Below are 20,565 nucleotides of genomic sequence, written 5' to 3'. Positions count from 1 at the left end.
TCCAGTACGGTGGGCCCCGTGTCCGAGCGCAGCCGTAACCCCCGCACTGCCCGACCCGCCCGAACCGGCCGTCTTGCCAGGTACACGGCGGGCCTCGCCGTGCTGTGCGGACTGATCGGCTATGTGGGCGTGCACCATGTCACCGGCTCCAAGGGTGCGCCCATGTGCACCGTGGGCAGTGGCGAGAACACATACGAGTTCACCCCGGACCAGGCGGCGAACGCGGCGACCATCTCGGCGGTCGGCACGACGCGCCGGATGCCGGAGCGGGCGGTCACGATCGCGCTCGCGACGGCCCTCCAGGAGTCCGCGCTGCGGAACATCGAGCACGGCGACCGGGACTCCCTCGGCCTGTTCCAGCAGCGGCCGTCGATGGGCTGGGGGACGGCGAAGCAGATCATGGACCCGGTGTACTCCTCGGGGAAGTTCTACGACGGCCTCGCGAAGGTTCCGGGGTACTCGCGGCTGCCGCTGACGGTGGCGGCGCAGAAGGTCCAGAAGAGCGGCTTCCCGCAGGCGTACGCGAAGCACGAGCCGGACGCGGCGCTGCTCGCGGCCGCGCTGACGGGCCGCTCGGCGGCCGCCCTCACCTGTACGACGAGCGCGCCGGAGGCCAGGCTGCCGGGCGACCCGGCGCAGGTACGGGCGGAACTGGTACGGGCCTTCGGCAAGAAGGCCGCCCCGAGGACGACGGCGGCCGGCAGCACGGGCACGGGCGCCGGCCGGAACGCGGGCGGCGGCACGGACGCGAAGCCCGGCACGGCCGTGCTCTCCGTCCCCGTCGTTCGCACCCCGGACACGGGCGCCCGGCACGGCTGGGAGCTGGCCCACTGGGCGGTGGCCCGCGCGGACGACCTCCGGATCGCGGAGGTCTCGTACGGCGGCATGGTCTGGCGCGCGAGCGACGCGTCGGGGAAGTGGGCCAAGTCGAGGGCCCCGGAGGGCACGGCCGCGGAAGAGGTCCGCATCCGGCTCGAGCCGTAGCCAGAGCCGGTCGCCCTAGCCGGTCGCCCTAGCCTCCGCCGTAGCCGCCGCCGTAGCCGTTCGCCCCTCGGGCAGCCGTGCGGGGTGTCACCCGACCGTGTATTCGGCGGGTATGCGGCGGCCTCGCCCGGGGGCTCGTCACTCCCGACCCCGTACTCCCCTTGTGCCGCAAGGGGAGTGACGGTTCCGCAGCACTTGGATCTTCTGGGCGTTCGTCCGCTTTCCTCCCCACCCGATAATGCGATCCATCGCGCGGGCTTTACCTTCGAACGCCGAAACCTCCCCCTCCCCCGCCTCGGTTGAGCACGGCGTCAGAACGTCCTCTCCCGTCGAAGGAGCACCATGTCCCTCCCCCTGACCCGTCGGATCGCCCGCGCCGCCCTCCTCGTCGCGGCCGGAGCAGCCCCCGTGGTCGGTGCGGCCGGCTCCGCGAGCGCCATGGACCACAACATCGCCCCCACGGGCGCCCTCTCCGGCATCAGCTCGCTCGACGCCGCCGGGGCCGGCAGCACGGTCGACGGTGCCTCGCAGACCGCCACCGGTGTCGTCGGCGACACCGGCAGCAAGGCCGTGGGCAAGGCCGTCCCGGCGGCCGGCAAGACCGTGGGCTCGGCCACCAAGACCGCCACCCCGGCCGCGCAGCAGATCGCGGGCGACACCGCGGGCAACGCGGGCACGGTCGTCGGCGAGACCGCCCCGTCCGCCGGCGGCCTCGGCGGCGGCGTCCCGTCCCTGGGCGGCCTGCCGCTCGGCGGCTGACCCCCGGACGTACGGGAAGGGCCCGGGGAGCGTGTGCTCCCCGGGCCCTTCCGCGTCACGCCGTCCGTCAGGACGCCAGCCGCTTGACCGCCGCCTCGACCCGCTCGTCCGTCGCCGTGAAGGCGACCCGGACGAACCGCTCCCCCGCCGTCCCGTAGAAGTCGCCGGGCGCGACCAGGATGCCCTTGTCGGCCAGGTACGCCACCGTCTCCCAGCACGGCTCGTCGCGGGTCGCCCACAGGTAGAGACTCGCCTCGCTGTGCTCGATGCGGAAGCCGTGCGCCTCCAGCGCCGTCCGCAGCGCCGCGCGCCGGGCCGCGTACCGCTCGCGCTGCTCGGCCACGTGCGCGTCGTCGCCGAGCGCGGCGACCGTCGCCGCCTGCACGGGCGCGGCCGTCATCATGCCGCCGTGCTTGCGGATCAGGAGCAGCTCGCCGAGGACGGCCGCGTCGCCCGCGATGAACGCGGCCCGGTAGCCGGCCAGGTTCGAGCGCTTGGAGAGCGAGTGGACGGCGACGATGCCCTCGTACGTACCGCCGCAGACGTCCGGGTGCAGGACCGAGACCGGGTCGGCCTCCCAGCCCAGCTCCAGGTAGCACTCGTCGGAGAAGACGAGGACGCCGTGCTCGCGCGCCCAGGCCACGATCCGGGTCAGCTCGTCCTTGCCGAGGACCTTGCCGGTCGGGTTGGAGGGCGAGTTGAGCCACAGGAGCTTGACCCGCGCCGGGTCCAGGTCGGCGGTCGGGTCGTCGTAGACGACGGGCTCCGCGCCGCAGAGCCGGGCGCCGACCTCGTACGTCGGGTAGGCGAGGCGCGGGTACGCGACCTGGTCACCGGCCCCGAGGCCGAGCTGCGTCGGCAGCCAGGCGACCAGCTCCTTGGAGCCGACGACCGGCAGCACGTTGTGGTGGGTGAAGGCGACCGCGCCGAGGCGCCGCCCGCACCAGCCGGTGAGCGCGTCCCGCAGCTCGGTGGTGCCCCAGACCGTGGGATAGCCGGGCGAGTCGGCCGCCGCCACGAGCGCCCGCCGGATCAGCTCGGGGACGGGGTCGACCGGGGTGCCCACGGACAGGTCCACGATGCCGTCCGGGTGGGCGACCGCCGTCTTCTTGTACGGCTCCAGCTTGTCCCAGGGGAAGACGGGGAGGCGCGAAGAGACGGCGCCGGAGACTGCGCTCACGAGTTGGCTCACTTCCTCGTACTTCGTAGTACTTCGTACGTACGGAAAACGCGTCGGTCCCGTACAGCGCGCCGGCGGGCGAGGCTGCACGGGACCGAGGACGGTTCGATCAGCCGTTCTGCGGCGGCAGGGCGGCGATGAAGGGGTGGTCGCGCTCGATCAGGCCGAGCTTGGAGGCACCACCGGGCGAACCGAGCTCGTCGAAGAACTCGACGTTCGCCTTGTAGTAGTCCTTCCACTCCTCGGGGGTGTCGTCCTCGTAGAAGATGGCCTCGACCGGGCACACCGGCTCACAAGCACCACAGTCGACGCATTCGTCCGGGTGGATGTACAAGGACCGGGAGCCCTCGTAGATGCAGTCGACGGGGCACTCCTCGATGCATGCCTTGTCCTTGACGTCGACACAAGGCTGCGCGATGACGTAGGTCACGCTGTCGTTCCTCCTCGGTAGGGCTGGTCTGCGCGGGAGCGCGGCGTCGTCGATGCCCGCCCCTAGTATCTCCGTTCTTGGGGACGATCCGAACAGGAGGGGCGGAGAACCTGTGGAATTCACCGCTGGAGGGCGCCTTGAGGTGCGTATTACCCACGCTGACGTGGGAAAACGTGTCTCAGTTCGGTATGTGACGGAGGCGGGTGACCTTGGGGGGAAATTCACCGACGCGGTCGGAGTTCTCACATCCTGGGACAGCGGTGTGCTCTTGATCACACGGAGGACGGGTGAGACCGTCCGAATCCTGGATTCCGCCCTGGTCGCGGGCAAGGTCGTCCCCGCCGCCCCGGCCCGCAGGCGCGGTCCCGCGGCCTCCTTCGAGGAGCTGGCGCGGGCGATGGCGCGCGGCTGGCCGCCGGTGGAGAGCGAGGCGCTCGGCGAGTGGACGCTGAGGGCCTCGGGCGGCTTCACGCGGCGCGCGAACTCGGTGCTGCCGCTCGGTGACCCCGGCCTTCCGATGGACGCCGCCCTCGCGCGCGTGCGCGACTGGTACGAGAAGCGGGACCTGCCTCCGTACGTCCAGACGGCGACGGGCGCCGAGGGCACGCAGGAGCTGCTCTGCGCGGAGCTCGAGCGGCACGGCTGGCGGTCGGAGGTCACGGCGGAGGTACGGATCGGGGGCCTCGCGCCGGTCGGCGACCTGGACGCGGACGTCTCGCGGGTCCGGCTCGCGCGGAGCGTCGACGAGGCGTGGCTGCGCCGCTACAACCGGTCCGGTGTGGTCGGGCCCCATGTGCTGAGCGTCCTGTCCGGCGGCCCGAGTGTGTGGTTCGCGTCCGTACCGGGCACGGGAGACATACCGGCGGCGATCGGACGGTGTGTGGTCGACGGCCGCTGGGCCGGGTTCATGGTGGTGGAGGTCGACCCCGAACAGCGGCGTCAGGGCCTGGCCACGGCCGTGATGACGGCGCTCGCCCGGCAGGCCCTCGACGAGGGCGCGTCGGCGGCCTGGCTCCAGGTGGAGCGGGAGAACGACGGGGCGCGGGCGATGTACGAGGGGATGGGCTTCGCGGTCCATCACCACTACCACCACTACCGGCCGGACCTCGGTCCGACGGAGGCGTGAGCGAGGTGGACGGCGTGACGGGCGAGACCGACTGGCGGCGGGAGTTCGCGGAGGAGGCCCGTACGCGGCGCCCGGACCTCGCACGGCTCTGTCTGCTGATCGGGGCGGTGGCGGACGACGGCCTGCGCGAGGCGGACCTGGACGCGGCGGAGATCGAGCTGGACCGGCTGGCCGGTGAGCTGCCGTACGGGATGCACGACCCCGCCGACTGGGTGGCCGCGCTGGAGCGGGTGCTCGGCGGGCGGTACGGGTTCCAGGGCGTCCCGGCCGACTACCAGCGCCTGGAGTCCTCGCTGCTGCACGAGGTCCTGAAGCGGCGGCGGGGTCTGCCGATCCTCCTCTCCGTCGTCTGGATGGAGGTCGCGCGCCGCGCGGGGGCCCCGGTGTACGGCCTCGGCCTGCCGGGCCACTTCGTGATCGGCTTCGGCGACCCGTCGGCCCAGGTCTTCGCGGACCCCTTCGCGGGCGGCCGGCCGATGACCGGCGTGGACGCGGAGCTGCTGGTCGCGGGCGCGACGGGCGAGCCCCTCGAACCGTCGATGCTGCGCCCGACGGACTCCCTGGACATCGTCCTGCGCATCCTCAACAACATCCGCGCCTGGGCGGCCCCCCGCCCGGAGCGTTCCAGCGTGGCGCTGTGGGCGGTGGAACTGTCCCTGCTCCTCCCCTCCCACCCGGCCCGACTCCGCTACGAACACGCGGAGCTGCTGGTGCAACGCGGCGAGTTCCAGGCGGGCGCCGCGGAGATGGAGGCGTACGCCTCGGTCGTGGACGCGGTCGAACCGAGCGCGGCGGCCTCGATCCGCAACCGGGCGCAGGCGGCACGGGCACTGCTGAACTGACGTAGGGCCCTAGTCAGCCCGTACGGACGCCCAGATGCGGTCCGAGAGGACCCGGGTCGCCTGGTTGAGGTCGATGTCCTCCGGGGTGGCCAGCCAGCGGTGGGCGGCCACCGCGACCGGGCCGATGATCAGGACCTCCAGGAGCGGGGCCGGGAGGGGGGCGATCTCGCCGGAGTCGATCCAGCGCGTCAGGTGGTCGGCGACCCGGGGGAAGTGGTCCGGTTCGACGCCTCGGTCCCGGTCGGCGTCGACGGCGAGGTAGCTGGAGTACGCCGAACCGTGCAGGTAGCGGGCCACGGCCGGGTTCTCGCGGATGAAGCGCAGGTACGTCGTCACGAACGCCCGGATGCCGGTGTGGGCGGTACGGGCTCGGTCGACGGCGCCGAGGGCCGCCGTGTACGTCTGCTGCAGGCAGGAGCCGTACAGGGCCGCCGCCAGGCCGTCGAAGCTGCCGAAGTGGTGGTACAGGCTGCCGAGGCTGACCCCGCTCGTCCGCGTCACCGCGTTGACGGTGAACCCGGCCTGCCCCGACGTGGCGAACACTTCCAGTGCCGCGGCCAGGAGGCGTTCGACGGTGGCCTCGCCACGGGACTGCTTTGCCATGGAGGGAGTATAGGCAGGCGTGAAAAACTCGAATCTTTTTCTAGAAACAATCTCCAAAACCAGGTCCCGCCGATCCATACTGCGGGCATGGATGATGATCTGATGATGAAGCTCGTCTCCGGCGCCATCACGGGTGGCCTCGTCGCCATCGTCGGCTACGCGAGCGTGGCGCGCCGCCGACGGCAGGTCGCGCGCGCCGAGGCGAACCAGACCTCGACCGAGGACCCGACGCAGACGCTGCTGCGGCACGCCGAGGAGGCCGACCGGGAGCGGGACGAACTGGCCGCCCAGGGCCGCCTCGCCGACGCGCTCTTCCACGCCGGCGAGGCCGTCGACCACTGGACCGCGCTCACCCAGGCCCGCGTCGGCCGGTTCCAGGGCGAGCGGCAGGCGGCGCTGCGCCGCCAGGAGGAACTCCGCAGCCGCGCGGGCTCGGTCTGAGCAGGGAGGGGCCTGCCATGGCCATCGCCACCTGGACCGGCCGGAGCCGGGACTCCGCCGTCGTGTCCGCCGACATCTCCCGCGCCCTCACCGCCGAGCTCGGTCTCCCCGGCCCACCGCCCACCCACGTCCTCGCGGGCGACAGCGAGGGCGTCCCGGCCGGGAGCCTGCTGCCGCCCCGTGAGCGGTTCAGCGGGATGCCGGCCCTGACGCACTGCTTCGTGTACGTGGACGCCCAGGCGCCGAGACCGTTCGAGCTGCGCGCCTCCGTCCTGACCGGCCGGGCGATCCGGCGCAGCTTCGGCCTGGGCCTGCTCCAGTACGCCGTACCGCTCACCACGCCGGTCCTGGGCCCCGCCGCCCTCGGCGAACGCCGGCGTGGCCGCCCGTCGGCCTTCGAAGGCGACCCGGTGGCGGTGCGACGGCTCAACTCCGACCCCGAACTCCTCGCCCTGGCCGACCAGGTGTCCACCACCGTCGCCGGCCCGGACTTCAACCACCAGTGGACCGTGGACCGGCTCCTGACCGTCCAGCCACGCCCGGAGGGCGGCCTGCTCCTGGCCCGCACACTGCACCGGCAGACCACCGGAGGCTGGTCCCTCTGCGCGGAGGCGGTCCTCACTCTGGCGGCCAGGATCGAGGCCGCGCTGACCTGATCACGCCGCCGGCTCGACGCTCACCGCGATGGCTCGTCCTCGAAGGTGAACCGCCAGGACCTCCATCTCGACGAGCGTGCCGACGAGCCCGGCCTCGGCGAGCTCCGTCGCCTGCGCTCGCGCTTCGCCGAGCGACAGTTCCCGTGCACTGCGGAGGGCCAGCACCACGGGAACAAGGCTCGGCAGGTCCCCGGCCAGGGGAAGCCGAGCGGGCCCGTGCGCCTGCAGCAGAGCCCGCCGAATGTGCTCGGGCGTGACGGGCCCGCTGTCCTCCTCGCACCACGCGTTCGGGCAGTCCACGCATCGCCCCTCGGTGCCCCAACGGAGCACGCCGCAGTCGAAGAACTGACCGACATCGCACGTCGTCGTGGACCCGCAGGCACTGCACGAGCCTGTGACCCGCACTCCTTGTGTGATCACGGGGATCTCCTACGAGGAAGACCGGTTGGGCGATCCGCACATCAGCAGGCCGTCGATGGCCTCGGCCGTCTTCGGGCCGTTGACGGTCCAGTACTGACCCTCGGGGACCTTCGCAGCCTTCACGACGGCCGTGTCGAACATGTCCCCGCCCCCGCCTTCACCGTCCGCCATGGTGAGGGCGACGTCGAGGAGCTTGGGGAGTGGCGTCGACTGCCGTACCGGGCCTGGGTGTTCGTACGCGTCCGCCGCCCAGAGGGTGAGCGCGCCTCGCTTGCCCTCAGGGGTCTTCGGGGCGCGCGCTTGCCAGACGGGTTTCTCCGACTCCCCGTCGAACACCTGGACCTTGTCCACGGCCTCCGTCGGGCAGGTCGCGGCCTTGATCGACACCCGGGACCCGTCGATCCGGATCCCTACGAGACCGGGGTTGAGCGGATCGGACATCGCGTAGACGCCGTACACCCAGATCCCGGCGGCGGTCAGCACGGCCAGAACCGGTACCGCGACCAGGGTGACGACGAGCGCTCTGCGGCCGCGCCGCCCACCACTCACGTGCGAAGACACAGGAATCCCCCTCCTTGAACCCGGCGACAGACCGTGTCGCTTCGGCTGCCTCACCCCACCGGAGTCACCAGTATCAGGGCATCTCCCGGGTCGTGGCGGTGCGGTACTGCGGCGGATGTGGTCGGCGCTCCAGGGGGTGGGGCTGTCGTGGGTGGCGGCCACGTCGAGTACGCCCCGACTCCCCTGGGCCGCGGCCTGCGCGTGGACGCGAGAGCACTGGGACGAGCTGATCGAGACGCAGGAGCGGAGCTTGAGCTGACGACTCCCCCTGCCCGCATATCGCGTTGTGGGGCCCAAGGTGCGCCCATAGGGTCGCGGTATGTCTCTACGTCTCCGCATGCAGCAAGCCCTGCCCGACGCGATGCGCGCCCGCGACAAGGCCGCCGTCAGCGCCCTGCGCACGACCCTCGCCGCCCTGGACAACGCCGAGGCGGTGCCCCTGGGCGAGGAGCAGCTCCGCGGCACGGCCCTGGAGGCGTCGCCCGCCGGTGCCGGCGCCACGGAGGCCGTACGGCAGGAGCTCAGCGAGCAGACGGTGGTGGAGGTCGTACGCGCCGAGGCGGCCGAGCGTCTGGAAGCCGCCGAGCAGCTGACCGCGCCCGCCCACGCCGACCGGGCCGAGCGGCTGCGCGCCGAGGCCGAGGTGCTGTTGCGCTTCCTCGACGGTCCCGTCACCACGTGACAACCGTGTGACCCAGTTCACCATCCCTTCCTGTCAGGAATCGGGCCGCTGTCCCGCTCAACCCGCAGAGAGCACGCACACAGCGAGCGAGCGAACTGACGGGAGCAGCTCATGAAGCACCGCATCGTCGTCCTCGGCGCCGGCTACGCCGGGGCCTACGTCGCCGGGAACCTGGCCCGGCGACTGTCCCCGGCGGACACCGAGATCACCGTGGTCAACGCCGAGCCGGACTTCGTCCAGCGGCTGCGGCTGCACCAGCTCGCGGCCGGCCAGGAGATCGAGGCCCCACGGCTCACCGAGGTCTTCGCGGGCACGGGCATCCGGCTGCGCCTGGCCCGTGTGACCGCCGTCGACCCCGTACGCCAGGTCGTCTCCGTCACCGACGGCGAGAGCGGCGACGGCGAGAGCGGGGGCGAACTCGGCTACGACACCCTCCTCTACGCCCTCGGCAGCCACGCCGCCGACCACGGCGTCCCCGGCCTCGCCGAGCACGCCTTCGACGTCGCCGGCCGTCCCTCGGCGCTGCGCCTGCGCGACCGCCTGGACCGGATGGACGGCCCCGATCGCACGGACCGCCCCCACGGCAGGACCGTGGTCGTCGTCGGCGACGGCCTGACCGGCATCGAGACCGCCACCGAGATCGCCGAGTGCCGCCCCAACCTGTCCGTGACCCTGATCGCCCGCGGCGAGCTGGGCGCCCCGCTCTCCACCGGAGCCCGGGACCACCTGCGCCGGGCCTGCGGCCGACTGGGCATCACCGTCCTGGAGCACACCACCGTCGCCGCCGTCGAAGCGACGCGCGTGCTGTGCGCCGACGGCACCGCCGTGGCGTCGGACGCCACCGTGTGGACCGCCGGGTTCGCGGTCCACCCCCTCGCCGCCGCGAGCGGCCTCGACGTCACGGACGACGGTCGGATCGTCGTCGACCGCACCATGCGGTCGGTCTCGCACCCGAACGTCTACGCCGCCGGGGACAGCGTCCACGTCATCGGCGACAACGGCCGCCCCCTGCCGATGTCCTGCGCCTCGGCCGGCTACACCGGCCGCCAGGCCATGCTGGCGATCGTGGGCGGCCTGACCGGCCGCAAGGTCGGGAACGTCAAGCTGGAGTACGTGGCCAACCACATCAGCCTCGGACGGAGCGACGGCATCCTGCAGCTGGTCGACGGCGAGGCACGGGCGAAGCCGACGTGCGTGCGGGGCCGGAAGGCCGCGCGGTTCAAGGCCGCGGTCCTCGCGACGTCGCTCTGGGCCACCTCCCACCCGACCTTCGGTCTGCCCACGCGCAGGCACCGCCTGGCCGACGCGTCGACGGACGTGTCCGCCCGGGCGGCGGTCGCGTAGTCGCCCGATCACTAGGGTGACTTCCGTGGACTCCACCGCCTCCGACCCCTTCGACACCAGCCGCTTCGAGGCCGGCCGGAACCGGCTGGCCTCGCTGGCCTACCGGTTGCTCGGCTCCGCCGCCGACGCCGAGGACGCCGTGCAGGACGCCTTCCTGCACTGGCAGGCCGCCGACCGGCAGCGGATCGAGGTGCCGGAGGCCTGGCTGACCAAGGTGGTCACCAACCTGTGCCTCGACCGGCTCCGCTCGGCCCAGGCCCGCCGCGAACGCGCCGCCGGCGACTGGCTGCCCGAACCGCTCCTGCAGGGCGACCCGATGCTCGGCCCCGCCGACACCTTCGAGCAGCGCGAATCCGTCTCCCTGGCCGTACTGACCCTCATGGAGCGGCTGTCCCCCGTCGAGCGGGCCGTCTACGTCCTGCGCGAGGCGTTCTCGTACAGCCACGCCGAGATCGCCGAGATCCTCGACATCACCGAGTCCGCGAGCCAGCAGCACCTCCACCGGGCCCGGAACCGGGTCACCACCACCACGCGCCGTCGCCCCGGTGTCGGCGACGGCGAGGTCGACCCGGCGGCCGCCCGCCGGATCGTCGAGGAGTTCCTCGCCGCCGCCACCTCGGGCCGTACCGAACAACTGGTGGCCCTGCTCACCGGCGACGCGACCGCGATCTCCGACGGCGCCGGCGGCCTCGCCAAGAAGCTGCTGCGGTACGACACTCCCGAGCGCATCGCCGCCCTCGCCCGGGCCGGCTTCACGCCCACGCCCGCGAAGCGCCGCCTCGTCGGCGGCACACCGGCCCTGCACTACGCCCTGGTCAACGGCGCCCCCGCCCTCCTCGCCGTGCTCCCCGACGAGGACGGCGGCCGGGTCGTCGGCTCGGTGACCTTCGACCTCGTCGACGGCAGGATCGCGACGGTACGCGGCATCGCCGCCTCCGACCGTCTCGCCCGCGTCACCGACGCCTGGCGTCGCGACCGACCGGACACACCACCCCTCGTCGCCGAGTGGTGAACCGCCGCTCATCCAGGGGCCGTCGGCCCGCTCCCGGGCGCGTCTCCAACCAGCGCATGGTTCCCCACTGCTGAGCCTGAACCCCCAGCCCGTCCCACTCATCAGACGTACCATCAGTTACGTCTGATGGACTGAGAGTTGGGGGAGACAGGATGCGAAGCACCACACCCTTACGCGCCGTCGGCGCCGCCACACTGCTCGCTCTGCTCGCCGCCTGCGGCGGCGGTGACGGGGACGGCGGCGCCGGCGACAGGCCGTCCGCCCGGCCGTCCTCCTCGGCGCCCGCCGAGGCGACACCCACCCCCACCGCGGACCCGCTCACCGCGTACGACCCGCCGACCCGGTTCGAGCAGCACGGCGCCGGCCTCCGCGCCCCCGGAGTGGGGGCCGTCGCGCTCGACGAGCAGAAGGCGTACTACGTCGCCCCCGGCGAGCTGGTCGCGTGGGACCTCGCGGGCGACGAGGAGATCGGAACGCTCAAGGCCGAGGCGTCCTCCTGGACCCATCACCCCGAACACGACGGCACCTACAAGACGATCCCGTACTCCCCCGGCCTCGGCACGGTCGACGGCAAGCGGTACGCGGTCGCCGCCTTCCCCACCAGCACGAAGGGGTCCGGCAGCAGCCCCGACAGCATCGGCGTCGAGGTGGTCGCGATGGACGCCGAGAGCGGCCAGGAGGCGTGGCGCACGAAGTGGGACCTGCCAAGGTCCGACGAGTCGTACCTGGTCACGTACGTCGCCGGTGTCGTCGGTAGCACGGCGGTCGTCGTGTCCCACGGCGAGTACCGGGACCCCGTGACGTACGGAATCGACCTCGTCACCCGCAAGGAGACCTGGCGCAAGGACGACTTCAAGGCGCAGCTGGTCCAGGGAACGCGCGTCCTCGGCCAGAAGCGCGGGGCCGACACCGCCCTCTCGCTGGGGGCCGTCGACGGCGCGAACGGGCGGTATCTCTGGTCCGGGATGGGGGTCGGCAGGGATTGGCCGGTCAAGGCCTTCGCGCCGGACCGGGCCTGGGTGGGGGACCCGGAGGGCCGGGCGGTGGTCGACAGCGCGACCGGCAAGGACTTGGAGTACGAAGGCTTCGGTGAGAAGTTGCACTCCATCGAGGACTGCGTGGACGACCAGCTCAAGACCACCTTCTGCTTCTCCCGCACGGTCAGGGGCGGGGAGATCTCCGCGTACGACCGGGGCGGAAAACGCCTCTGGCGCGTGGGCGGGCCCTCGGACGACTCGGGGCGGAAGGAAATGATCCTTACGTCCGCGTTCCACGGGGTCGTCTACGCGACGTTCAACGGCGGTACGGGCGCGGCGATCGTCCTGGACGGGGCGACCGGAGCCGACAAGGCCACCGATCCCGGCTACGCACCCGTGCTGGTCAACGCGTACGTGGGGCTGTCGTACGGAGTGCAGCGCGAGATCGACGTCCTCCGCGCCACGCGTTGACCACGCGTTGACCACCCGCAGCGCGGCCAAGGGCCATAGGATCACCGCGCGTTCGCGGGAGATCCGAGGGGGAGCCGTGGGGGAACCGGTATGAGGCCGCTCGACGCATCCGTGCCGGCGGAGGCCGGGCCGTACCGGCTCCTCACCGAGCTGGGCAGCGGCGGCATGGGCCGTGTCTTCCTCGGCGCGGCCCCTGACGGCCGCCTGGCGGCGGTGAAGCAGGTGCACCACCGGTTCGCCGCCGAGGACGGCTTCCGGAGCCGGTTCCGCCGCGAGGTCACCGCCTCCCGCAAGGTCTCGGGCGCCTATACGGCCGCCGTGATGGACGCCGACGCGGACGCCGAGCTGCCGTGGCTGGCCTCGGTGTTCGTCGCCGGACCGTCGCTCGGCGCCGCCGTGACGGCCACGGGGCCGCTGCCCGCCGAGACCGTACGCCGTCTCGCCCTGGGCCTGGTGACGGCGCTGGAGGAGATCCACCGGGTGGGTCTGATCCACCGCGACCTGAAGCCGGAGAACGTCCTGCTCGCCGAGGACGGCGTCCGCGTCATCGACTTCGGCATCGCACGGGCGGTGGAGCCGGTGGGGTCGACGGCGCTGACGCAGACGGGGTGGGTGATCGGCTCGCCGCCGTTCATGTCGCCCGAACAGGCCGAGAGCAAGGAACTCACCCCGGCGAGCGACGTGTTCTCGCTCGGCTCGGTCCTCGCCTTCGCGCTGACGAGCCGCGCGCCCTTCGCCGCCGCGTCGATGTTCCTGACGCTCCACAACGTCGTCCACACCGAGCCCGAGCTGGGTGAAGTGCCGGACGACCTGCGCCCGATCGTGGCCCGGTGCCTCGCGAAAGAGCCTTCGGATCGCCCGACTCCGGCCGAACTCCGGGACCTCCTCGGGCCGGTCCGGCCCGCGACCCGGCCGTGGCCGTCCGCCGTCCATGGCCTGATCGCCGACCAGAAGGACCGCCTGGTCGAGCTGCTGGGCGAAGGTGACAGCGCGGAACGCACATCGCCGGAGCCGCCCGACGTTGACGTGGAGGACGAGGGCGTCGAGCCCGAAGTCGACGTCGAACCCGAGGCCGAGGTCGATCGGGACGCCCGGACCGTCACGGCCGCCACGCAGCCGGCACCACCGACGCCCTCCCCGCGCAAGCGCGGCAAGCTGGTGGCCCTGGTCACCGCCGGCACGGTCGCCCTGGCAGGTGCCGGAGTCGGTACGTACCTGCTGCTGCGCAATACGGACGGAGGCGAGCCGGACAAGTACGCGAAGACTCCGCTCTGCGCGGACGCCGCCCCCTCGCTACCCCTTCCCGCACGCGAGTCCAGCCGGGACACCAACGGGACGTCAGGCCCCTTCGATGTAACCCGCTGCGAGTGGTACGACGGCGAGACCCCTGCCATGAACTGGGCCGCACGCCCGCACGCCATCGTCCAGTGGACCGTCAGGCGCACCGTGGACGGGGGTGCGAACGGGACTACCCTCCAAGACCAGGAGTTCGACGGTATCTCGAAGCCGCCCACCCTCCGGGACACGACGGTCGACTACGCGGACGAGGCCTCCTGGGACCCGCCCAACGAGAACCTGAACTGCTCACTGAACGTCCGCGACGGCAACGCCGTGGTGTGGGTCGCGCTCAGCGGCGACAGCCACCCCGACGGCTCGTGCGAGTCGGAGGCCAGGGCGATCGCGCAGGCGGCGGTGTCAACGGTCCCCAAGTGACCCCTTCACCCCGTCCACGAAGGCCGCCCACGCGGGGGCGGGGAAGAGGAGAGCGGGGCCGGTGGGGTTCTTGCTGTCCCGGACGGGGACGTGGGCGGGGCATGCGCCGTCGTTGACTTCGAGGCACGCACCGCTGTCGCCACCGCTGTAGGAGGACTTGCGCCAGGCGTCGCTGACTTCGAGGCAGTTGCCGCTCTCGCCACCGCTGTACGAGGACTTGCGCCAGCCGGGAACGACCGAGGCGTCAGGGATGCTGGTCGTGCTGCTGTGATGCATGCTCGTATTCCTTCGCAACGGACCTGATCAGAGCCAGCGACTCGCGATGAGACAGCGCGTCACCCAGGGCGTGATCGTAGTCGAGCTGACATGCGCGGACCATGTCCGGAGCCTCCCAGACACGGCCGCTGTTGAGCCCCTCGACGTATGCGATCGGGGGCTGATCCTCGAACCACATCAGGGAGACGAGTCCCTTAAGGAGAGTGTGAGCGCCCACGCTGAATGGCAGTACGTGCACACGAATGCGGCGGCTCTCAGCCAATCGCACGATGTGACGGAGCTGCTCGCACATCACCGCCGGGCCGCCTATGTTCCGCCGCAGGACGGCCTCGTCGAGGATGACCCAGAACATCGGAGAGTCGAACTTCTCCAGGACACGCGCCCGTTCCAGTCGTGTGACCAGCAGCCTGTCACGTTCGTCGTCGCTCTGAGGCTCGGGCCCCGAGGTGAGGACCTCTTCGGCATACGCCCTGGTCTGGAGCACGCCCGGGACCAGCGTCTGCCCATACACCCGGATCGTCGTCGCCTGGCCCTCGAACTCCAAGGCCTCCGCGAAGTGCTCGGCTACCTTCTTGCCGTCCAGCGTCGGCAGGAACCGTTCGAAGAAGTCGTCGCCCGGGTTCAGCGCGCGGTCCAGGCGGCGGGCGTCCTCCGCGCTCGGGCGGCGGCGGCCCGCTTCCATGTGGGCGAGGTGCGTGCGCGAGATGATCGCGACCTCGCTCAACTGCTCCTGGGTCAACCCCGCCGCTTCTCTTCGGCGTTTCAGCTCTTCACCGTATTTTCGACGGGTCTCAGGATTGTCCTCGATCGCCATCGCCAACCCCCCGACGTGCTGGTCGCGTTGTCACGTGCAAACCCCTGTCGAGCGTAACGTGATCCACGCCACTGTGTGACCGGAACAACACACAGAGCGAAAGGGCTCACGAGCAATGCAAACCCCCCACGGTCCCGGCGCCTTCGTCGCCCACACCGGAACCGACGTCTACGGCCCCGGCAAGGTCATCGCGGTGGACGGAGTGCACCGACGCGTGCGGTTCGTGCACTTCGTGGCGACGATCCGCGCCGACGACCTCCGCGCCGCCTCACCCCGCGAGACGCGGGAGATCCAGGCGTGGCTGCGCGCCAAGCAGCAGCGGTACGGCGGCGAGTGGTGATGCGGCTCCGCGTCTCGCGGGACGGCGGACGGACCTGGTCCGAGGTCAGGACCTACACGCCCCGGCGGGGAGAAGTGCCGGTCGAACCGATTCTGCGCTATCCGCCCTGCCGCTGCCCCCGCTGCTTCGTCACAGCAAGCAACCGTACGGTCACTCATCCTGCTGTACGGTGAGCACAAAAGCGGCCCCCGAGCTGGTTGCAGCCAGCGCCGAGGGCCTTCACTTCGAGTGCGCTATCCCTAGGAGCACCCAAAATGCTTCGTCATGCTATCCCCCCGTCTTGTCGCTTCAGCCAGATCTCCCACGAGATCCTCCGGCACCGCGACCTGAATTCCGATGCCGTACGGCTGCTCTGCTGGCAGCTCTCCCTCCCCGACGGCGTCAACGAGCCGCTCTCCAAAACCGCCGAACGGGCGGGCATCCGCAAGGTCGCCTTCCTGCGCGCCAAGGGGCAGTTGAAGCTCGCCGGGTTCCTCCACGAGTGGCGCGAGCAGGGCACGGGCGGGCGGTGGGCCACCCGGCAGCTGCTCTCCAACGTGCCTCTCAGTCCCACCGAGGTGGAGGCCCTGCGGTCCGGCCGCCCGGCCCCCGCCCCACCGACGGACACCCGTCCGGCCGCCGGTGAGCCGACCCGTCGGGCCGTCGGCCGTCATCCAGATCCGACACCCGTAGGGAACACCTCCAACCCTCCGCCGCCCGAGGTCCCGGAGGCCCCTGAGGCCCCGGAGGCCGCCCCCGAGGAGGCTCGGCGGATCGTCGACGAGCTGCCCGCTCTCGATCCCCGGCTGCGCGTACCGCGCGCCATGCTCCCCGAGTTGGCGGGCCTCGCGGCCCGCTGGCTGGAGGCCGGGCACCTGGCCGACGCCGTACGGGACTCCATCGCCCGTTGCCTGCCAGGCCGGGGCAGTCCGATCCACCGGCCCGGTGGGTTGCTGCGGTACATCCTCCGCGAGGTGCCACCCGTACCGCCGCCGCCCGCGCAGCCCCGGGTCGCCACGCTCCGCGAGTGCGAGAGCGGGCTTCACGTCCAGCCGTACCTGTTCCGCCCGTTGGCGGACGAGGACCACTGCGTGGACTGCCACCACCCGGCCTTCCCCACCGCTCCCGCTTCGCCCACGCCCGCACGGATCGGCCCCGCTCTCGCCCGCGCGGCCCTCCGGGGGCGCATCTAGGCGAGGGACCCCGGGGCGTGGCCGTGACTCATCGGTGCGGCACGATGTCGGCGGGATCTCTTCTTGGGGGGGCAGGGATGTACGAGGACACCGCGCCGGCAGATGCCTGGGGACCGAAGTGGCGGCTCAAGGCGCTGCGACCGGTGTGGAAGACGGCCGAGGAGGACCGCCCGAACGACGGCGCCTCGTCCACGACCTTGGTCGAGCCGGTCGGCGGTCTGCTCCTCCGGGACGCCGTCATACGCGCCGATCTCGACGGGTTGCGGGCCTACGAAATCCGTGACGGCGGTGGTGAGGCCGTCGACCCCCGCTGGACCTGGACCACCCCCGGCCGCAACGTCGTGGCGGAGGTCTCCTGGGACGTCGACGCGGGGCTCGCGTACGTCCTCCACCACGACGACTCGCAGTCCGGTGGAGGCGAGCCCAGGATCGCGGCCGTCGACCTCGCCGAGGGCACGCGGGTCTCGTCGCACGCCTACCGCGGCGATTCCCCGTCCGACGCGGTGCACCGTGCGCTCTACGGCTCCGCTCCGACCACCGTCCTGAGCGGGCGGCACGTCGTCTCGGTCACCGACGCGCACGTCAAGTCGGTCGACGTGCGCGACCGCAGCAAGGCTTGGCGCACTTCCTTGAGGGTCGAGGTGAATACCGAGGACGCCTGGATCGCCAACGCCGACCCGCTGACCGTCGTCAGCACGGAACGCGGCGCCCGAGGCCGGCGAAGGCTCCTCGTCCTCGACGAGCAGGGCAAGGTCACGGCGTCCCCCGCCCTCCCCAGCCGGTACGAGCGGGTCGAGCAGCCGTCCACCGTCGTCAACGACGTCCTCGTCGCCACGGTGGACCCGGACCACAGCCCCTCCGCCCATGACGAGGAATGGCAGACCGAGAAGCCGGACTGGATCGGCGGCATCGACCTGTCCACGGGCAAGATCCTCTGGAAGCGCTCCTTCCACCGGCTGCGCGGCCAATGCCTCGTCCCGTACCGCGGGCTGCTGTTGGTGCTCGACAAGTTCGGCACCAGGGTGACGGTGCTCGACGCCCGCGACGGACGGGTAGTCGCCCGTCGCCGACTGCGCGGCTACGGCTACGGAACGCTCTGCGTCGCCGACGACCGCTTCGCCGTGATCACTCACCCGACCTACTCGATGCCCATACGCGTCTTCCACTGGCGGTAGGGCGCGTATCGAGGTGTGCCGAATCGCGGACGTCACCCGCCACGCCTCCTGAGGGGCCTACTCGCCGGCCCACCACTTACGGGGTGCACCCGTCTCGAAGTGCAGTCCGTCGTGGCCACGCGGCAGGTCGCAGAAGAAGTTCCCCTGCGGATCAATCGTCCAGCTGTCCGGTCCGGGCTCGTTGCAGCGAGGCGCGGGCTCCGCAGCCGTGTCCGGAGTCGTCTGCGCATCCGATGCGGGAATCTGATCGTCGGTCATACAGACATTCTCTCCGCAGCCGCCGTCGACACGAGCATCACCCCTCCCCTACCCGGGAGTTGTCTGTACAACTCCCGGTCGCCGTTCGCCGATCGGCCTTCAAGAGTTCACTCCCGACTGCTGCGATACACGCGCCCTTTGCACGACGAACAGCGCTTGATCGAGGAGGCTCGAGTGAATCTCGTAGTCAACGGCGACGCGGAGAGCGGACCCGGCGGGTCCGCGGATCCCGTTGCCGAGGTGACCGGGTGGGTGGTGCCCGAAGGGGCGCCCGCTCTCATCTCGTACGCCCTGGGGAACGGTTACCCGGGGGCCGGCGACCCGGGTCCCGCCGAGCGCGGGACGCGGTTCTTCTCCGGGGGCAACAGCCCCCGTACCGCGCTCGTCCAGGACATCGCCCTGCCCCGGAACGGTGCCACGGGGTGGCGGCACATCGACGCCGGGCGGGTCGGTTACACGCTCGCCGGGTGGCTGGGCGGGTACGCGACGCAGGAGGACGGGGCGCGACTCTCCGTCGAGTTCAGGAACGCCCAGGGCACCCCGGTCGCCCTGTCCGTGCTCGGGCCTGTGACGGCCGGCGAGCGGCTCTCCCGTACCGCGCTCCTGGAGCGCACCGCCACCGCGCGCGTGCCGCGTACGGCGCGCACCGCGCGCGTGCTGCTCGTCTTCACCCGCAGCGGCGGCGGGACGTCCAACGACGGTTACGCCGACGCCATATCGCTCACGCTGCACGCCACGGGGGGAAGCAAGTGACCAGGCTCAACCGACGCGATCTGCTCAAGGCCGCCGGAGCCGCCGGGGCCCTGAACCTCGTCTGGCCGCTCTCCGCCGGGCTCTCCCCCGCCCAGGCCCTGGAGGCGGCTCAGGCGCTCGGTGCCGAGTACGACCCGGCGCCGTTCACGCTCGGTGTCGCCTCGGGCGACCCGCAGCCGCACAGCGTCGTACTGTGGACCCGGCTCGCCCCCGAGCCGCTGGCCGCCGAGCAGAAGCTGAGCGAGATCGTCGAGGTCGAGTGGGTCGTCGCCGCCGACCCCCAGCTGCGGCGCGTCGTCGCGCGCGGCTGCGTGCCCGCCTCCGCGACGCTCGGCCACAGCGTCCACGTGCCGGTCTCCGGGCTCCGTCCGGGCGTCCACTACTGGTACGCGTTCACGGCGCTCGGCAAGCGGAGCCGCATCGGCCGTACGAAGACCGCGCCCGTCGGCGACGTCCGTTCGGTCCGCTTCGCCGCAGCCAACTGCCAGGCGTTCCACGACGGCTTCTACGCGGCCCACCGGGGCATCGCCCGCGAGAAGGTCGACTTCGTCGTCCACCTCGGCGACTACATCTACGAGCACGGCCAGGTCGGCGGTGTCCCCGCGGACCACGTCCGCGACCACGAGGGCCCCGGGATCTTCACGGTCGCCGACTACCGCCGCCGGCACGCGCTCTACAAGGGCGACGCCTCCCTGCGCGAGGCGCACGCGGCCCACCCGTGGTTCCTGACCTGGGACGACCACGAGGTCGTCAACGACTACTCCGGTACGGGCGGCGGCGCGCCGTTCATGCAGCGCCGGGCGGCCGCGTACCAGGCCTGGTACGAGAACATGCCGCACCGCGACGGCGGCGCCGGGACCACGGCCGCACTGCCCGACCCCGAGATCCACCGCGTGCGCCGCTGGGGCGACCTGCTGGAGCTGACCGTCCTCGATCTGCGCTCGTACCGCTCCGCGCAGAACCTCGCCGACGGAACCATCCTCGGTGCCGGACAGAAGGGGTGGCTGAAGAAGAACATCGACAGCGCCCCCGACACCTGGCACGTGTGGGCCAACTCGATCATGCTCAGCCAGCTGCGGAGCCGGCCGGGCGGCTCGTACATGTTCACCGACCAGTGGGACGGCTTCCGCACCGAGCGCAAGGAGGTCCTCGGCCATGTGCACAACACCGGCATGGAGGACCTGGTCGTCATCACCGGCGACTGGCACTCGGCGTTCGTCGACGACATCCGGCCCGACTTCGACGACGTCTCGTCGCCCGTCATCGGTACGGAGTTCACGGCGCACTCGGTCACCTCGGGCGCGTACTCGGCGAGTTGGAACGCCACGAACGGGCCCGTCATGGGCGCGGGCAACCCGCACCTGAAGTACTTCGAGGGCAACCGCTACGGCTACGACGTCTACGAGGTCACCCCGGAGCGCTTCAGCGCCCACATGCGGGTCATCGACGACCGCCGCGACCCGAACTCCCCCGTCTCCACGCTGACCACCTTCCACGTGGACCGCGGGAAGGCGGGCTCGTACGAGGACCCGGCGACGAAGAACTCGCCGGCGCAGTACCGCCGCGACTGACACGG

The 20,565-nt window shown here is 71.9% G+C and carries 24 protein-coding genes; 16 read left to right on the top strand and 8 right to left on the bottom strand.

Annotation, left to right across the window (positions count from 1 at the left end; translation table 11 throughout):
• Window positions 1-18 precede the first annotated feature (18 nt).
• Together AB0F56_RS19750 and AB0F56_RS19745 are read left to right on the top strand one after the other, a co-directional pair.
• A complete protein-coding gene (locus tag AB0F56_RS19750; protein ID WP_362011157.1) occupies window positions 19-984 on the top strand; it encodes a hypothetical protein in 966 nt (321 codons plus the stop codon).
• A 342-nt stretch (window positions 985-1,326) separates the two neighbouring features.
• Entirely contained in the window at window positions 1,327-1,743 is a 417-nt protein-coding gene (locus tag AB0F56_RS19745; protein ID WP_362011154.1) for an ATP-binding protein, read from the top strand.
• Between the two features lie 67 nt (window positions 1,744-1,810).
• On the opposite strand, the gene AB0F56_RS19740 is transcribed toward AB0F56_RS19745, so the two are convergent.
• Both AB0F56_RS19740 and fdxA read right to left on the bottom strand, forming a co-directional pair.
• A complete protein-coding gene (locus AB0F56_RS19740) occupies window positions 1,811-2,923 on the bottom strand; it encodes a bifunctional succinyldiaminopimelate transaminase/glutamate-prephenate aminotransferase (RefSeq protein ID WP_362011152.1) in 1,113 nt (370 codons plus the stop codon).
• 109 nt (window positions 2,924-3,032) lie between these two features.
• Entirely contained in the window at window positions 3,033-3,353 is a 321-nt protein-coding gene (fdxA, locus tag AB0F56_RS19735; protein WP_003985062.1) for a ferredoxin, read from the bottom strand.
• Window positions 3,354-3,465: 112 nt separating this feature from the next.
• Between fdxA and AB0F56_RS19730 the strand changes: the two genes are divergently transcribed.
• Together AB0F56_RS19730 and AB0F56_RS19725 are read left to right on the top strand one after the other, a co-directional pair.
• Window positions 3,466-4,479, top strand: a complete 1,014-nt coding sequence (locus AB0F56_RS19730) for a GNAT family N-acetyltransferase (protein WP_362011149.1) — start codon at window positions 3,466-3,468, stop codon at window positions 4,477-4,479.
• Window positions 4,476-5,321, top strand: a complete 846-nt coding sequence (locus tag AB0F56_RS19725; protein WP_362011147.1) for a transglutaminase-like domain-containing protein — start codon at window positions 4,476-4,478, stop codon at window positions 5,319-5,321. Before AB0F56_RS19730 ends, AB0F56_RS19725 begins: the two co-directional genes overlap by 4 nt.
• 9 nt (window positions 5,322-5,330) lie before the next feature.
• On the opposite strand, the gene AB0F56_RS19720 is transcribed toward AB0F56_RS19725, so the two are convergent.
• Window positions 5,331-5,924, bottom strand: a complete 594-nt coding sequence (locus tag AB0F56_RS19720; RefSeq protein WP_362011144.1) for a TetR/AcrR family transcriptional regulator — start codon at window positions 5,922-5,924, stop codon at window positions 5,331-5,333.
• 87 nt (window positions 5,925-6,011) lie between these two features.
• Here AB0F56_RS19720 and AB0F56_RS19715 point away from each other — a divergent pair, with 87 nt between their 5' ends.
• Together AB0F56_RS19715 and AB0F56_RS19710 are read left to right on the top strand one after the other, a co-directional pair.
• A complete protein-coding gene (locus tag AB0F56_RS19715; RefSeq protein WP_362011142.1) occupies window positions 6,012-6,365 on the top strand; it encodes a hypothetical protein in 354 nt (117 codons plus the stop codon).
• Between the two features lie 17 nt (window positions 6,366-6,382).
• Entirely contained in the window at window positions 6,383-7,021 is a 639-nt protein-coding gene (locus tag AB0F56_RS19710; RefSeq protein ID WP_362011140.1) for a hypothetical protein, read from the top strand.
• On the opposite strand, the gene AB0F56_RS19705 is transcribed toward AB0F56_RS19710, so the two are convergent.
• Both AB0F56_RS19705 and AB0F56_RS19700 read right to left on the bottom strand, forming a co-directional pair.
• Complete coding sequence (locus AB0F56_RS19705; protein ID WP_362011137.1) at window positions 7,022-7,321, bottom strand: hypothetical protein; 300 nt, start codon at window positions 7,319-7,321, stop codon at window positions 7,022-7,024. It lies immediately after the preceding gene.
• 129 nt (window positions 7,322-7,450) lie between these two features.
• Window positions 7,451-8,002, bottom strand: coding sequence for a hypothetical protein (locus AB0F56_RS19700; RefSeq protein WP_362011134.1), 552 nt, complete (start codon window positions 8,000-8,002; stop codon window positions 7,451-7,453).
• 361 nt (window positions 8,003-8,363) lie between these two features.
• On the opposite strand from AB0F56_RS19700, the gene AB0F56_RS19695 reads away from it, so the two are divergent.
• From AB0F56_RS19695 to AB0F56_RS19675, 5 genes are all read left to right on the top strand, one after another.
• Window positions 8,364-8,684: a hypothetical protein gene (locus AB0F56_RS19695; protein ID WP_362011457.1), complete on the top strand. Its 321-nt coding sequence runs from the start codon at window positions 8,364-8,366 to the stop codon at window positions 8,682-8,684.
• 111 nt (window positions 8,685-8,795) lie between these two features.
• Window positions 8,796-10,028 carry an FAD-dependent oxidoreductase gene (locus AB0F56_RS19690; RefSeq protein WP_362011131.1) on the top strand — a complete coding sequence of 411 codons (1,233 nt, stop codon included), beginning with the start codon at window positions 8,796-8,798 and terminating at the stop codon, window positions 10,026-10,028.
• A 25-nt stretch (window positions 10,029-10,053) separates the two neighbouring features.
• Window positions 10,054-11,040 (top strand): sigma-70 family RNA polymerase sigma factor, encoded by a 987-nt coding sequence (locus AB0F56_RS19685; RefSeq protein WP_362011128.1) that lies wholly within the window; start codon window positions 10,054-10,056, stop codon window positions 11,038-11,040.
• 152 nt (window positions 11,041-11,192) lie between these two features.
• A complete protein-coding gene (locus AB0F56_RS19680; protein WP_362011127.1) occupies window positions 11,193-12,488 on the top strand; it encodes a PQQ-binding-like beta-propeller repeat protein in 1,296 nt (431 codons plus the stop codon).
• Between the two features lie 90 nt (window positions 12,489-12,578).
• Window positions 12,579-14,201, top strand: coding sequence for a protein kinase (locus AB0F56_RS19675; RefSeq protein ID WP_362011124.1), 1,623 nt, complete (start codon window positions 12,579-12,581; stop codon window positions 14,199-14,201).
• On the opposite strand, the gene AB0F56_RS19670 is transcribed toward AB0F56_RS19675, so the two are convergent.
• Together AB0F56_RS19670 and AB0F56_RS19665 are read right to left on the bottom strand one after the other, a co-directional pair.
• Window positions 14,184-14,477: a DUF397 domain-containing protein gene (locus tag AB0F56_RS19670; protein WP_362011122.1), complete on the bottom strand. Its 294-nt coding sequence runs from the start codon at window positions 14,475-14,477 to the stop codon at window positions 14,184-14,186. The two genes, AB0F56_RS19675 and AB0F56_RS19670, sit on opposite strands and share 18 nt — an antisense overlap.
• Complete coding sequence (locus AB0F56_RS19665; protein ID WP_362011119.1) at window positions 14,446-15,291, bottom strand: helix-turn-helix transcriptional regulator; 846 nt, start codon at window positions 15,289-15,291, stop codon at window positions 14,446-14,448. Before AB0F56_RS19665 ends, AB0F56_RS19670 begins: the two co-directional genes overlap by 32 nt.
• Window positions 15,292-15,406: 115 nt before the next feature.
• On the opposite strand from AB0F56_RS19665, the gene AB0F56_RS19660 reads away from it, so the two are divergent.
• From AB0F56_RS19660 to AB0F56_RS19650, 3 genes are all read left to right on the top strand, one after another.
• Complete coding sequence (locus AB0F56_RS19660; protein ID WP_362011116.1) at window positions 15,407-15,631, top strand: hypothetical protein; 225 nt, start codon at window positions 15,407-15,409, stop codon at window positions 15,629-15,631.
• A 254-nt stretch (window positions 15,632-15,885) separates the two neighbouring features.
• Window positions 15,886-16,803, top strand: coding sequence for a hypothetical protein (locus tag AB0F56_RS19655; protein WP_362011114.1), 918 nt, complete (start codon window positions 15,886-15,888; stop codon window positions 16,801-16,803).
• 77 nt (window positions 16,804-16,880) lie between these two features.
• Complete coding sequence (locus tag AB0F56_RS19650) at window positions 16,881-17,978, top strand: PQQ-binding-like beta-propeller repeat protein (protein ID WP_362011111.1); 1,098 nt, start codon at window positions 16,881-16,883, stop codon at window positions 17,976-17,978.
• Window positions 17,979-18,035: 57 nt separating this feature from the next.
• Here the strand turns inward: AB0F56_RS19650 and AB0F56_RS19645 are convergent, their stop codons facing one another.
• Window positions 18,036-18,236: a hypothetical protein gene (locus AB0F56_RS19645; protein WP_362011108.1), complete on the bottom strand. Its 201-nt coding sequence runs from the start codon at window positions 18,234-18,236 to the stop codon at window positions 18,036-18,038.
• Between the two features lie 174 nt (window positions 18,237-18,410).
• Here AB0F56_RS19645 and AB0F56_RS19640 point away from each other — a divergent pair, with 174 nt between their 5' ends.
• On the top strand, window positions 18,411-18,989 hold the full coding sequence (locus AB0F56_RS19640) for a phosphoesterase (RefSeq protein ID WP_362011105.1): 579 nt from the start codon (window positions 18,411-18,413) through the stop codon (window positions 18,987-18,989).
• On the top strand, window positions 18,986-20,560 hold the full coding sequence (locus AB0F56_RS19635) for an alkaline phosphatase D family protein (RefSeq protein ID WP_362011102.1): 1,575 nt from the start codon (window positions 18,986-18,988) through the stop codon (window positions 20,558-20,560). The genes AB0F56_RS19640 and AB0F56_RS19635 overlap by 4 nt, the downstream gene beginning before the upstream one ends.
• Window positions 20,561-20,565 lie beyond the last annotated feature (5 nt).

Origin of the sequence: Streptomyces sp. NPDC026092 (assembly GCF_040638605.1) — a bacterium.
Lineage (GTDB): Bacteria > Actinomycetota > Actinomycetes > Streptomycetales > Streptomycetaceae > Streptomyces.
This window is presented reverse-complemented; position numbering and strand designations above follow the sequence as displayed.